This window comes from Larkinella fluvii, assembly GCF_051857545.1.
Classification (GTDB): Bacteria; Bacteroidota; Bacteroidia; order Cytophagales; family Spirosomataceae; genus Larkinella.
Map to the genome: position 1 here is coordinate 469,752 of NZ_JBPZHB010000008.1, position 11,888 is coordinate 481,639.

General features: G+C 54.1%; 13 protein-coding genes. 9 read left to right on the plus strand and 4 right to left on the minus strand.

Going from position 1 to position 11,888, the window contains the following annotated elements:
- The first annotated feature begins 181 nt into the window (after window positions 1-181).
- The 9 genes from ACS5NO_RS23050 to ACS5NO_RS23090 all read left to right on the plus strand — a co-directional run bounded on the left by ACS5NO_RS23050 (window position 182) and on the right by ACS5NO_RS23090 (window position 9,551).
- Entirely contained in the window at window positions 182-2,176 is a 1,995-nt protein-coding gene (locus tag ACS5NO_RS23050) for a glycoside hydrolase family 3 protein (protein WP_439417354.1), read from the plus strand.
- Window positions 2,177-2,267: 91 nt separating this feature from the next.
- On the plus strand, window positions 2,268-3,146 hold the full coding sequence (locus tag ACS5NO_RS23055; RefSeq protein WP_439417317.1) for a helix-turn-helix domain-containing protein: 879 nt from the start codon (window positions 2,268-2,270) through the stop codon (window positions 3,144-3,146).
- Between the two features lie 209 nt (window positions 3,147-3,355).
- Complete coding sequence (locus ACS5NO_RS23060) at window positions 3,356-3,859, plus strand: cupin domain-containing protein (protein WP_439417318.1); 504 nt, start codon at window positions 3,356-3,358, stop codon at window positions 3,857-3,859.
- Window positions 3,860-3,914: 55 nt separating this feature from the next.
- Window positions 3,915-4,346: a cyclophilin-like fold protein gene (locus ACS5NO_RS23065; RefSeq protein WP_439417319.1), complete on the plus strand. Its 432-nt coding sequence runs from the start codon at window positions 3,915-3,917 to the stop codon at window positions 4,344-4,346.
- Between the two features lie 63 nt (window positions 4,347-4,409).
- Window positions 4,410-5,045 carry a (2Fe-2S)-binding protein gene (locus tag ACS5NO_RS23070; RefSeq protein WP_439417320.1) on the plus strand — a complete coding sequence of 212 codons (636 nt, stop codon included), beginning with the start codon at window positions 4,410-4,412 and terminating at the stop codon, window positions 5,043-5,045.
- A complete protein-coding gene (locus ACS5NO_RS23075) occupies window positions 5,042-6,076 on the plus strand; it encodes an FAD binding domain-containing protein (RefSeq protein ID WP_439417321.1) in 1,035 nt (344 codons plus the stop codon). Before ACS5NO_RS23070 ends, ACS5NO_RS23075 begins: the two co-directional genes overlap by 4 nt.
- Window positions 6,077-6,078: 2 nt before the next feature.
- A complete protein-coding gene (locus tag ACS5NO_RS23080; RefSeq protein ID WP_439417322.1) occupies window positions 6,079-8,313 on the plus strand; it encodes a xanthine dehydrogenase family protein molybdopterin-binding subunit in 2,235 nt (744 codons plus the stop codon).
- 196 nt (window positions 8,314-8,509) lie between these two features.
- The gene (locus ACS5NO_RS23085; RefSeq protein ID WP_439417323.1) at window positions 8,510-8,905 is read left to right on the plus strand and encodes a (R)-mandelonitrile lyase; all 396 of its coding nucleotides are present in this window, start codon (window positions 8,510-8,512) and stop codon (window positions 8,903-8,905) included.
- A 43-nt stretch (window positions 8,906-8,948) separates the two neighbouring features.
- A complete protein-coding gene (locus ACS5NO_RS23090; protein WP_439417324.1) occupies window positions 8,949-9,551 on the plus strand; it encodes a DapH/DapD/GlmU-related protein in 603 nt (200 codons plus the stop codon).
- A gap of 6 nt (window positions 9,552-9,557) precedes the next feature.
- On the opposite strand, the gene ACS5NO_RS23095 is transcribed toward ACS5NO_RS23090, so the two are convergent.
- The 4 genes from ACS5NO_RS23095 to ACS5NO_RS23110 form a co-directional block, all read right to left on the minus strand.
- Window positions 9,558-10,325, minus strand: a complete 768-nt coding sequence (locus ACS5NO_RS23095) for a Nif3-like dinuclear metal center hexameric protein (RefSeq protein ID WP_439417325.1) — start codon at window positions 10,323-10,325, stop codon at window positions 9,558-9,560.
- Window positions 10,326-10,413: 88 nt separating this feature from the next.
- Entirely contained in the window at window positions 10,414-10,776 is a 363-nt protein-coding gene (locus tag ACS5NO_RS23100; RefSeq protein WP_439417326.1) for a VOC family protein, read from the minus strand.
- Window positions 10,777-10,805: 29 nt separating this feature from the next.
- Window positions 10,806-11,483: a hypothetical protein gene (locus tag ACS5NO_RS23105; RefSeq protein WP_439417327.1), complete on the minus strand. Its 678-nt coding sequence runs from the start codon at window positions 11,481-11,483 to the stop codon at window positions 10,806-10,808.
- 34 nt (window positions 11,484-11,517) lie between these two features.
- Window positions 11,518-11,874: a bleomycin resistance protein gene (locus tag ACS5NO_RS23110; RefSeq protein ID WP_439417328.1), complete on the minus strand. Its 357-nt coding sequence runs from the start codon at window positions 11,872-11,874 to the stop codon at window positions 11,518-11,520.
- Window positions 11,875-11,888: the final 14 nt, after the last annotated feature.

Consider the following 11,888-nt stretch of genomic DNA (forward strand, 5'->3'; position numbering starts at 1 on the left):
ACAGTAATGATTGGCTTTGCGACCAGGCAGCCGCATCCACCCGGTGTTAAAGCGAACGATGGATTCAGTATAATCGGCTCTGCATCAGCTTTCTGAACCAACTTAACTTTTTACTATGATGACTCATTTGGCAAAATACCGGTTCAGAACAAGTGTTTTTCTAACCGGAGCGTTGTTGATCATGGCCGCGGTCGCAGCTCAAAAACCGCAACAACCGGCCCTTGCCTCCCGCTCGGTAAAGATTTTGACGCAGAAGGGGTTGACCTTTAAAGATCTCAATAAAAACGGTACACTCGATCGCTACGAAGACTGGCGATTGCCCGTTGAAACGCGGGTGAAAGATCTGATCGGTCAAATGACCCTGGAGGAAAAAGTGGGTTTTATGCTCATCAGCACCACCAGAATGGGTGGTGATAATGCCTTTCAACAAAATGCTCCTGCAGCCGGACGCGGCCCGAGCGAAATTACCAGTGCCTTCAACGAAGAGGATTTAGTACAGCCCAACAATATATTCACCCGCAAACCGCTTCCGGTGCCGATCATGTCAGCGGCCGGGACAACCAAAGCGGTGACCCAGTTTCACCTGCGCCACTTTATTCTGCGGGCCAATCCATCCGCCCAGACCATCGCCGAATGGGCCAATAATCTTCAGGCACTTTGCGAATCGTCCCGATTGGGTATACCGGCCATCGTCGCTTCCAATCCCCGAAACCATATTACCATCGATGCCGCCGTCGGGCTAAGTGTGGGTACGACGGCGTTTTCCAAATGGCCCGGCGAATTGGGGCTGGCCGCCATGCGCGATTTGAAACTCACCCGTGAATTTGCGGACATTGCCCGTCAGGAGTGGACGGCGGTTGGGTTGCGCAAGGGGTATATGTACATGGCCGACCTGGCAACCGAACCCCGCTGGCAACGGATCGAAGGCACGTTCGGGGAGGATGCCGATTTGGCTTCCGGTATGATTCGTGAGCTCATCCTGGGCTTTCAAGGTACGCAACTGGGTACCAACTCCGTGGCCATGACAACCAAACATTTTCCCGGCGGTGGCCCGCAGGAGAATGGCCTGGATTCCCATTTCGATTGGGGAAAATATGCACATTATCCCGGCGGTATGTTCGAATATCATCTGAAGCCCTTCAAAGCGGCCATTGAAGCGGGCACCTCCGCCATCATGCCCTACTATTCCAGCCCGAAAGGGAAGGAATTTGAGGAGGTTGGGTTTTCCTACAACCAAGCGATTATTCAGGATCTGCTGCGGAAGCAGTTAGGCTTCAAAGGCATCATCAACTCCGATACCGGACCGATTGAAATGATGCCCTGGGGCGTCGAAAACCTCACCATTCCCCAACGCTACCAGAAAGCCCTGGCGGCTGGCGTAGACCTTTTTTCCGGAACCGCCGATCCGACCGTTTTACTGGCAACGGTTCAGCAGGGACTGGTCACGGAAGCGCGCATCAATGAGTCGGTCGAACGTCTGTTGAGCGAAAAGTTTAAATTGGGGCTGTTCGAAAACCCGTATGTGGATGCCAGGAAGGCGCAGCAACTGGTTGGGAATACTCAATTTCAGCAAAAAGCCGATCTGGCCCAGCGGAAGTCCATTGTGTTGTTGCGCAACTCGGCGAAGGTGCTGCCCTTACGGCCCAAAACGAAAGTTTATTTTGAAACCTACTATGACAACGGCCGGAGCGCCAGTCCCATCACGGTTCACAAACCGACCGGGTTTGCGAACGCCCTGGAGTTTGTGTCGAGCAAAGAAGAAGCGGATGTGGTGTTGGTATGGCTGATTCCCAGTGCAGGCGGTTTATTTGCTTCGGCCGGAAAGCCCATTGACCTGAGCTTGTCGAAGAATAAAATTGATGTGGGGCACGTCAATGACCTAATCAAAAGCAAGCCGACCATTCTGGCAATCAATTTTTCGAGCCCCTGGGTGCTGGATGAACTTGACAGTGGTCAGGCAAAAACCATCCTCGCCACTTTTGGTACCACTTCCAATGCCTTACTCGATATCGTCAGCGGCTCCTATAAGCCGACGGGCAAACTGCCGTTTACGATCCCGGTGTCCCAACGCGCCGTGGTGGAAAACAAGTCGGATGTGCCGGGCGGGCGGGAGCCTGATGGTTACGCGCTGTTCAAGTTTGGCGATGGTCTGAGTTACGATTCGGTTGATCGATAAACCTGCGAAAGCCCGGTGGCAAACCAAAGCATACCTAAAAATAGCAGCACTTATCCAAACGAAAGTTAATTTGAATTTCTTAACTTTGAGTATGGCCAATCAACGGATACATTCGGTTTCGGAGTTCAATACGGAGCTTAAGTTAAAGGGCTTCAATGTCTTCCCGATCGAAAGTGACGGTAACGCCACCCGCATTTACAGCCGGAAAGATTTCTACAAAATTTGCCTGACCACCGGTAAAAGCATCATCCATTATGCGGACCGGAGCTATGAAGCGAACGATACGGTTTTGTTTTTTGGCAACCCGCACATTCCGTATTCCTGGGAAACGATTTCGACCACATATGTGGGGTATACCTGCCTTTTTTCGGAGGATTTCCTGAAGTTATCGGACCGGTCGGAGAGCCTGCAAAACTCCCCGTTCTTCAAGCTCAGCGGCACACCCATCTTGACGATCAGCCCACCGCAACGAGAATTCCTGAATACCATCTTCCAGAAAATGATCGAGGAGCAACAGACGACGTATTCCTACAAGGACGATCTGATCCGCAACTACATCCACCTGATCATTCATGAAGCCCTCAAACTGGAACCGTCCCAAAACTTTGACCACCATACGACTGCGGCTTCCCGCATTACGTCCGTTTTTCTCGAACTGCTGGAGCGGCAATTTCCGATTGAGACCATCGACCGCCCGTTGCAACTGACCACCGCGCAGGACTACGCCCGAAGCCTCCATGTCCACGTCAACTACTTAAACCGGGCCGTCAATGAGATAACCGGCAAATCGACGACAACCCATATTGCGGAACGGGTCATCAGCGAAGCCAGGGCTCTACTACTGCATACCGATTGGAACATTTCGGATGTTGCGTATGCCCTGGGCTTCGAATACCCTTCCTATTTCAACAACTTCTTCAAAAAATTTACAGGCACTAATCCGCGCAACTTTCGCAAGACGGAAGTTTGAAATGTATAAGTATCGGTTTGAATACTTTTACCTTGCTACCCTTTCATACCCGTAACTTTGCTTCTACATGTCGTCAGAAGCGAACCTAATTGACCCCAAGAACCTTCATGCGCCTGCGAGCGAAGGCTCAACCAGGACGTGCGCTACCGGTTTGTCATCGGCATGTCGACGCTGTAGCCACTTATCTCATCCGCATCCTAAGCAATAACATGAAAACAAATCACTCAACATTAGGACTCCTAACCGCCAGCGTATTTGCGATCCTGTTCCTGATGGGTTGTCAGAATCAGGATTCAGAAAAAGACGATGAGCAGCAAGCTATTTTTCCCAAAGGCGAACCAGGCCCTGCGCAAAACTTTACCGGTAAGGCCTGGGCTTTGGGTCTGGTCGAAAATGACTCCACGTATCAAACCGTTGTGGGCAATGTTTATTTCGAACCGGGAGCCAGAAGTAACTGGCACATCCACCCGGCTGGTCAAATCCTGATTATTACGGCCGGTGTGGGTTACCATCAGTTAAAAGGTCAACCCCGTCAAACGATCAAAAAGGGAGATGTCGTCCAATGCCCGCCCAATGTCATGCATTGGCATGGAGCCACGCCCGACAGTGGTTTACACCAAATGTACATACTACCCAACACCGAGAAAGGCATCGTAAAGTGGCTGCATCCGGTGTCAGACGAAGAATATAATGCCCCCAATCCGGGTGAATAAAATGAAAAGATCACCGATCAGCTTGCTCCCACTCCTTGTTCTTTTAATCGGTAGCATGGCTTGCCATACGGATGGCGAAATCATTTCCCCTGCTACCGGTGTCGATAACAATGGCAACAACAGCCCTGATACGACCGGCAACCGGCTGAGGATCAGGGTCGGGTCCACTACATTCCAGGCAACCCTGCTCAATAATCCAACGGCAAAGGCATTCAAAGCCCGATTGCCGCTGACAGTTTTAATGAGCGAGTTAAACGGCAATGAGAAACTGTACAATTTCCCGCAAAACCTGCCAACCAACTCCGCCAATCCCGGAACGATCCATACCGGTGATTTGATGCTGTATGGTTCCACTACGCTGGTGCTGTTTTATAAATCGTTTTCGACGGTTTACAGCTACACGAAGCTGGGGCAAATCGATCATCCGTCGGGTCTGGCTGCGGCCGTTGGTTCCGGAAACATAACCGTTACGTTTGAGTTAGAGTAGAGCAGTTTATACTGCCCGCCGGGTTCGGTTTTAATCTTTCAACCCTTCACGATTTTTTGCTGTATGGCCCAGAACGAACACCCCGGTGACGCGTTGGAAACTCCTGACGCATCCCGCCGGAACTTCTTAAAACAATCCTCCGCCCTGGCTGCGCTGGCACTGGCTCCACCCGCTGCTGTGAAGGCCATCGATACCGGATGGGATCAAAAAATAGCCACGGCCTTCGACCCGTTGCCACTCCAGGTTACGATCAATGGAACAATGCAAAACGTGTCGATTGAACCCCGCGTCACCCTGCTCGATCTGCTGCGCGAACAACTCCACCTGACCGGCACCAAGAAGGGCTGCGATCACGGCCAATGCGGAGCCTGTACGGTTCATGTGGACGGGCAGCGGGTCAATGCCTGCCTGACGCTGGCGATGACCACCGAAGGCAGCACCGTAACGACGATTGAGGGACTGGCAACGAATGATCAGCTACACCCGATGCAGGAAGCGTTTATCAAACACGACGGTTTTCAGTGCGGTTATTGTACACCCGGCCAGATCATGTCGGCGGTGGCCTGCATCCGGGAAGGCCACGCCAGTTCGCCGGAGGAGGTCCGCGAGTACATGAGCGGCAACCTCTGCCGCTGCGGGGCCTACGCCAACATTGTGGAGGCAATCATGGACGTTAAACAGGGAGGAAAAAAGGTATGAATCCGTTTCAGTTTACGCGGGTAGCAACCCCCAAAGCCGCCATTTCGGCAAGCACGAAAGAAAGCGGAACCTACTTTCTGGCCGGTGGCACCAACCTCATCGACCTGATGAAACGGGAGGTGATCCTTCCCGAACGGCTCATCGACATCAACAAACTGCCGCTGACAACGATTGAAAAAACGGCGACCGGTTTACGCATCGGCGCCACGGCTAAAAACTCCGCCGTGGCCGACCACGAACTCGTCAAAAAGCACTTCCCGCTGTTGTCGATGGCCCTCAACGCGGGCGCTTCGGCGCAGCTTCGGAACATGGCGACGGTGGGTGGTAACCTGATGCAGCGAACACGTTGCTCCTATTTCTACGATACGTCCATGCCCTGCAATAAGCGCGGACCGGTGCAAGCCGGTCCCGACAAGGGAAAACTCAATGGGCCAGCGGGTTGCGGGGCCATCGGCGGTTTTAACCGGATGCACGCCATATTTGGCGCGTCGAGCAAGTGTATTGCCGTTCATCCCAGCGATATGTGCATTGCGCTGGCGGCCCTGGATGCCACCGTGAACGTGTCGGGGCCGAAAGGCGACCGCCGGATTCCGTTCAGCGATTTCCACCGCCTGCCCGGCGAACTGCCGCAGAAAGACAACACGTTGTTGCCCGGCGAATTGATCATGTCGGTCGATCTGCCGACCAACCGTTTTGCCGATCATTCCCATTATCTGAAAATCCGCGACCGGGCCTCGTATGCTTTCGCGCTGGTGTCGGTGGGGGTTGGTCTGGAGATGAAACGGTCCGACGGGTCGGTGCATACGATTCAGGACGTTCGGCTGGCGATGGGTGGCGTAGCCCACAAACCGTGGCGGCTCTTCGAAGCCGAACAGTTTTTGAAAGGCAAAGAAGCCACCGAAGCCAACTTTAAACAGGCGGCCACGCTGGCCATGAAAGATGCCAAAGGCTACGGCGAGAATGATTTCAAGCTGACGCTGGCCCCCAATTCGATTATCGACGCCCTGAAAACCGCCACAAAAACCGCCTGATCATGACGAAAGAAACGAAAAATCCACCCATCGACCGGGTCGACGGGCGGATGAAAGTGACCGGTGGGGCCAAATACTTCGCTGATTTTGAATTGCCCAACCTGGCCTACTGTGTCATTGTCGGTAGTGAGATTGCCCGTGGCACCATCACCAGCCTGGATACGAAAAAAGCGCAGGGCGCACCCGGTGTGCTGGGCGTGTTTACTCACCTGAACAGGCCGCCCATTCCAGGCTGGGACGCAACCGTGGGAGGACAGGCGGATGGCCCACCGCCCAAACCGAAGACGGAAGAAACCTACCGCATCCTGAGCAGTCCCAAAATCCTGTTCGACGGACAACCCATCGCAATCGTGGTGGCCGACACCTACGAGCGGGCGACTTATGCGGCTTCGCTGGTCAAAGCGACGTATGCCAAACAGGTGGCTCGTACCGATCTGTCGAAACACGTCGCCGAGGGCGTTACGCCCGGCAGCTCAGGCGATTATTCACGGGGAAAAGCCGATGCCCATCAGACGGCCCCGGTTACGCTGGAGGCCCATTACACCATTCCCATCGAAGTACACAATCCGATGGAATTGCACGGTATTCTGGCGCACTGGACTGGCGCAGATACGTTGATGATCTATGCAAAAACGCAGGGCGTAAACGCTACGCAAAACGCCATGGCGCAGGCTTTTAAACTAGCCCCGAAGAACATCCACGTACACACCGAGTTCATGGGGGGTGGTTTTGGTATGGGCCTTCGTACCTGGCCACAGGAAACGGCGGTTGTAGCCATTGCCCGCAAAATCGGTCGTCCGCTGAAGCTGGTGATGAACCGCAGCCAGATGTTTACGCTGGTGGGCCACCGGCCTTACACCGTGCAGACGATCCGGATGGGAGCCGACCAAACTGGTAAGCTGGTCAGTATTTCCCATGCGGCTACGGCAGAAACCGCCCGTTACGAGGACTTCACGGAAGCAACCGTCAACATGACCAAATTCATGTACGCTTGTCCCAACGTCAACACCCGCTACCGGATTGTGCGACTCGACCGAAGCGTACCGATCTGGATGCGGGGACCGGGGGAAGCTACGGGGGCTTTTGCGCTGGAATCGGCGATGGACGAAATGGCCCATAAACTGAACCTCGACCCCATCGAATTTCGCCTGCGCAATTACACCGAAACCGACCCGGAACACAACCGGCCTTATTCGAGCAAGCACCTGAAGGAAGCCTACCAGAAAGGGGCCGAAGCCATCGGCTGGAGCAACCGCAAGCCGCAGCCGGGTAGTTTGCGCGAAGGCAACTGGCTCATCGGTTACGGCATGAGCACGGGCGTGTTCAACGCCTTCCGGTGGGAAGCCTCGGCCCGCGCTCTGCTGAAGGCCGACGGCTCGCTGACGGTGCAAAGTGCGGTGACCGACATCGGGCCGGGAACAGGAACCGCCCTGACGATGATCGCCCACAACGTGCTGGGCGTACCGGTTGAAAGGATCAAGGTTGAATACGGCGACACCTCCCTGCCGAAAGCCCCCAGCCAGGGTGGATCGGCCATTGTTTCGGCCGTGGGTTCGGCGGTTTTCGATGCCTGCACCGCCATCAAACAGGCACTGATTGAAATGGTCGTGAAAGACGGAGGTCCGCTGGCCGGGCGGCAGGCCGACGAACTGACGCTGGCCGATGGCATTCTTTTGGTCGAAAAAGAACCGGGTAAGAAACTGACCGTGAGTGAGTTGATGCAGGCGAATAACCTGACGGTGATCGACAGAACGAAGGAATCGAAAGCGGGGCCGGACCACCAGAAGTATTCCATGTACTCGTTTTCGGTGCATTTTGTGCAGGTGCGGGTCAATCCGCTGACGGGCGTCGTACGGGTCACCAAAGCCGTCAGTGTGGCGGATTCAGGCCGTATCGTCAGTCCCAAAACCGCGGCCAGCCAGATGATTGGCGGGGTGGCGGGTGGTATCGGCATGGCCCTGACGGAAGAAGCCGTTATTGACCACCGGTTTGGGCGGTTTGTCAACAACAACTTTGCGGACTATCACGTTGCAGTTCACGCCGACGTGCCGGCCATCGAGACGATCATGATCGACAAGCCCGACCCGGTCATTAACCCGATGGGGGCCAAAGGCATGGGCGAAATTGCGCTGATCGGGTTTGCCGGGGCCGTTGCCAATGCGGTTTTCAACGCCACCGGTCAGCGGGTTCGTGACTTACCGATTACGCCCGATAAAGTGATGCAAAAGCTGGTTTAAGATTGACGTATAGGACTTTCGCCTTTGCCCCGTTCCCCTAAAGGACGGTCGGCCGCTGCCGGACTTATAGCATCCGAGTTAAGCTGCGTCCAAGTCCGGCAGCGGCCGACCGCCCTTTAGGGGAACGGGGCAAAAGCGAAAGTATAAAGAATTATCAGACATAAGTCCTAACGTAGTGACAAGCTAAAAAGAAGGTATGGAAATTAGTAGAAACGGAACCCAGCCATCAATGGCTGGTCCAGAGGCCTGGTTTACAGGTGCTGTGCGAATAGACCCTTTATTCGCAAAAAAAGAAGCCACGAAAGGGGCTGGCGCGCTGGTCACCTTCGAGCCCGGTGCCCGAACCGCCTGGCATACCCATCCTGCGGGTCAAACGCTCATCGTCATCTCCGGTATGGGTTGGGTGCAGCGGGAAGGGGGTCCCATTGAAGAGATTCATCCCGGCGATGTCATTTGGGTTGCCCCAAATGAAAAGCACTGGCATGGCGCTTCGCCTACAAAAGCGATGAGCCACATAGCCATTCATGAAGAGCTAAACGGTGAAGTGGTAAACTGGCTGGAAAAGGTAAGTGACCGGGATTATTCAAAATAAAAACAACTGGTTTAAAATAGTACCAGGAAGAGTTCAACGAACGATGAGTGAAACGGAAAACAAACCAACGGTCGCCCCTGCTGCTATTTTTGAGCGGCTACAAGCGGGGGAGCTTTTACGAAAGGATGATCCGGAATATGGTAAATTTGCCGAAGTGGTTTCTCGCACGATCCGGTTATGCGTCGAAATGAATGCCACGGCAACCAACGTCGACGAGGTACGCAACCGGTTGAGTGAAATCATTGGTAGCGAGATTGATCCGTCGACGACGGTTTTCCCGCCGTTTTACACCAACTTCGGCCGGTTTATTTCGCTGGGGAAAAACGTTTTTATCAACCATGCCTGTTCTTTTCTGGATATTGGCGGTATCACGATTGAAGATGAAGTACAGATTGGCCCCCGGGTCAATATTACCTCCGAGAACCACCCCTTAGAGCCCGCTGATCGTCAAACGCTGATTCCCAAACCGGTGGTAATTAAACGCAACGCCTGGATTGGTGCCGGGGCCACCATCTTACCCGGTGTTACGGTCGGCGAAAACGCGGTGGTGGCGGCTGGTGCGGTTGTCAGCCGGGATGTACCACCCAATGCGGTCGTTGCCGGTGTTCCCGCGAAAATGGTGAAGACTATTTCAACGGTTTTTTGAGGAAATTCATCGGTCAGAAGAAGGGGAGCTTTCCAAATCAGGCATTACCACAACCAAATCAATCTCCGCCAAAATTTGAGCGAGCTTCCGAAGCCCCCATTCCTCACTCCGCCGATGGCCGATGGCAATGACGCCCATGCCCGTTTCTTCGACGGCTTTTTGGGCGGTTTTTCGATACTGCCCCGTCAGGTATAAACCCACGCCCCGCTCCGAAGCTTCCCGGATTAGGGCCGGATTCATGGCTCCAACGACCGCAATTTGGCCCGGCACGGTTTGCCGTCCCGGAATGGCATCTTCGTATCCGCCAAACTCGTGGGCAATCCGCTGGCACCAGCCCCGGAAGTCCAGTTGTGACTCCGAACCAACCATCCCAATCGGCCGCTCCGGGTAGCCCGGCATCGCTTTGTAGCCGATCACCTCCAGGAGCGGTTTCGGCGTTCCGGAAAACCCCAGGGCTTCCGCCAGCCAATGGTTATATCCAATCGTAAGGTGCTCATCGAACGGGAGATGGTGATACAAAACCGCCACGTTCGCGGGCAGTGAAGCCCGGTCGAGCTTCCAGGGTCGGTGCAGCCAGAGCGTATCGATGCGGTGGGTAACCAGCCATTCCGGAAGTGCCGGCCAGGGTTCAAGAGCCAGCCCCACCCGTTGAACCGGGTGGCCTGACGGATCGAAACCGGAACCGTAGAATAGACCGCCTTGCTCCCCGGGTGGATACAGGGACGAATTGAAAATTTCCGCCAGAAGCTGTAAGAATTGCGTTAAAATCACCATCCCCAAAGCTACGTGTTCATGGTGTCAGAAGCCAGGCATTCGGTACCCGCTAAAACCGGTCGTATTGAGAATCTCTGCTGGTTACTTCCTACCATTGTTGAATAACTATACCGAGTTGCGTATCGGTTAAAGCGAACTCTTTTGCTCCCCAGGGTCGTAGGGTTATTTTATTGAGATTGGGATGCAGGAACTCAGGATGGGTGGATGCGATCTGTTGGTAAACCGCTTCGATCTCATCGGTTACCAGTCTGAATTCAGGGTTGTGTTCCTGAGCAAGCTCTGCATTTTGAAAAAGGTTGATGCGCAAACCGTCTTTTTCAATGACGCAAAAGGGTTGCTTGGCACCCAGTTCATTGTGCTCAATTGTGAATTCAAGACAATTGACAAATAATTTCAAGGCATCGTTGATGTCGGTGTAAAATACATTCGGCACGAGTCTGGTAAATTTCATAACCGCAGTTTCATGTTTAGTTTGTTTCCTTATTCCACAACTCCCAATTGAACGATGGCGGGTGTGGCCAGATCGGCGGGCCGGGTCCGGATCAGCAGCACCCCAACCCCCAACAACCAGCCCGCAAGCGCGAACACGAACAGGCGAAAACCGCCTACCCCGTGAAAATCGTAGCCAACCACGGCCCCCAGCAGGCCCAATCCAACCAATCCGACCCCTCCATAGCCCAGCCACCTGGGCAGATCATTCCGACGCAACAGCAGAGCCGACCATATCCCCACGGACACCGCCAGGCAGGCCATCAGGATGTAGCTCATGGGCTTATTGATCAGAAAACCGTACCGTATGATCAGCTTCACCTGCGATTGTTCTGCAATTGTATCAGGCTGGTTAGTCACAAAAAGGGGTAGCGTAAGGCCATTGATGGTGGCCGCGATCAGACCGGCCAACAGCCCGAAAAAGAGCGTGATCAGGGCCAATGTGGCTAACCGGCTAGGGCTTGCCAGACGAATAGCCAGTCCGTAACAGCCGAAACCCAGCAAGGGCAGACTGCCGATCGCCAGCGCGTGTGACCCCATCAGCAGAGGGGTAATGCGCCGGATGTGCTCAATTGAGCCGCCCGTTGGGTGCAGCACCATCGTCCCCACCAACAGCAGCGTGCCGATCAGCAGGCAATAACCCGATACGACAAAGAAACGATGATTCATGATGGAAGGTCACTTTGTTGGGTTTACGTTAGCATCAGACACGCTGCCCGAATGTAAGGAGGTTGTTGTCGGGGTCTAAAACCGAAAATTCCTTTTGCCCCCACGGTTTTTCCTGTAAAGGCCCTGCCGGATGGATGCTCACATTATGATCCAGTAGCGACTGGTATAAGGAATCAATGGCATCCGTCCGGATGTAAACCTGTCCGTAGTTTTCGGCGGGATCAAGGTCGCTGAACGCAAAAAAATGAATCTCGATCGCGTCTTTCTGAACCATCAGATAGTCCGCAAAATCGGTTTGCCCGACTTCCTGAAAGCCCAGTTGGTTCAGGTAAAAGTCTTGGGTGACGCGCTTGTTTCGCATCGGCAATTTGGGATGTATGGCTGTCAGCATAGGGTTCCTAGGGT

What these genes read in the sequence shown, in the direction of transcription:
- ACS5NO_RS23050 (WP_439417354.1), top strand. Translation starts at nt 182, where the DNA reads ATGGCCGCGGTCGCAGCTCAAAAACCGCAACAACCGGCCCTTGCCTCC.
- ACS5NO_RS23055 (WP_439417317.1), top strand. Translation starts at nt 2,268, where the DNA reads ATGGCCAATCAACGGATACATTCGGTTTCGGAGTTCAATACGGAGCTT.
- ACS5NO_RS23060 (WP_439417318.1), top strand. Translation starts at nt 3,356, where the DNA reads ATGAAAACAAATCACTCAACATTAGGACTCCTAACCGCCAGCGTATTT.
- ACS5NO_RS23065 (WP_439417319.1), top strand. Translation starts at nt 3,915, where the DNA reads ATGGCTTGCCATACGGATGGCGAAATCATTTCCCCTGCTACCGGTGTC.
- ACS5NO_RS23070 (WP_439417320.1), top strand. Translation starts at nt 4,410, where the DNA reads ATGGCCCAGAACGAACACCCCGGTGACGCGTTGGAAACTCCTGACGCA.
- ACS5NO_RS23075 (WP_439417321.1), top strand. Translation starts at nt 5,042, where the DNA reads ATGAATCCGTTTCAGTTTACGCGGGTAGCAACCCCCAAAGCCGCCATT.
- ACS5NO_RS23080 (WP_439417322.1), top strand. Translation starts at nt 6,079, where the DNA reads ATGACGAAAGAAACGAAAAATCCACCCATCGACCGGGTCGACGGGCGG.
- ACS5NO_RS23085 (WP_439417323.1), top strand. Translation starts at nt 8,510, where the DNA reads ATGGAAATTAGTAGAAACGGAACCCAGCCATCAATGGCTGGTCCAGAG.
- ACS5NO_RS23090 (WP_439417324.1), top strand. Translation starts at nt 8,949, where the DNA reads ATGAGTGAAACGGAAAACAAACCAACGGTCGCCCCTGCTGCTATTTTT.
- ACS5NO_RS23095 (WP_439417325.1), bottom strand. Translation starts at nt 10,325, where the DNA reads ATGGTGATTTTAACGCAATTCTTACAGCTTCTGGCGGAAATTTTCAAT.
- ACS5NO_RS23100 (WP_439417326.1), bottom strand. Translation starts at nt 10,776, where the DNA reads ATGAAATTTACCAGACTCGTGCCGAATGTATTTTACACCGACATCAAC.
- ACS5NO_RS23105 (WP_439417327.1), bottom strand. Translation starts at nt 11,483, where the DNA reads ATGAATCATCGTTTCTTTGTCGTATCGGGTTATTGCCTGCTGATCGGC.
- ACS5NO_RS23110 (WP_439417328.1), bottom strand. Translation starts at nt 11,874, where the DNA reads ATGCTGACAGCCATACATCCCAAATTGCCGATGCGAAACAAGCGCGTC.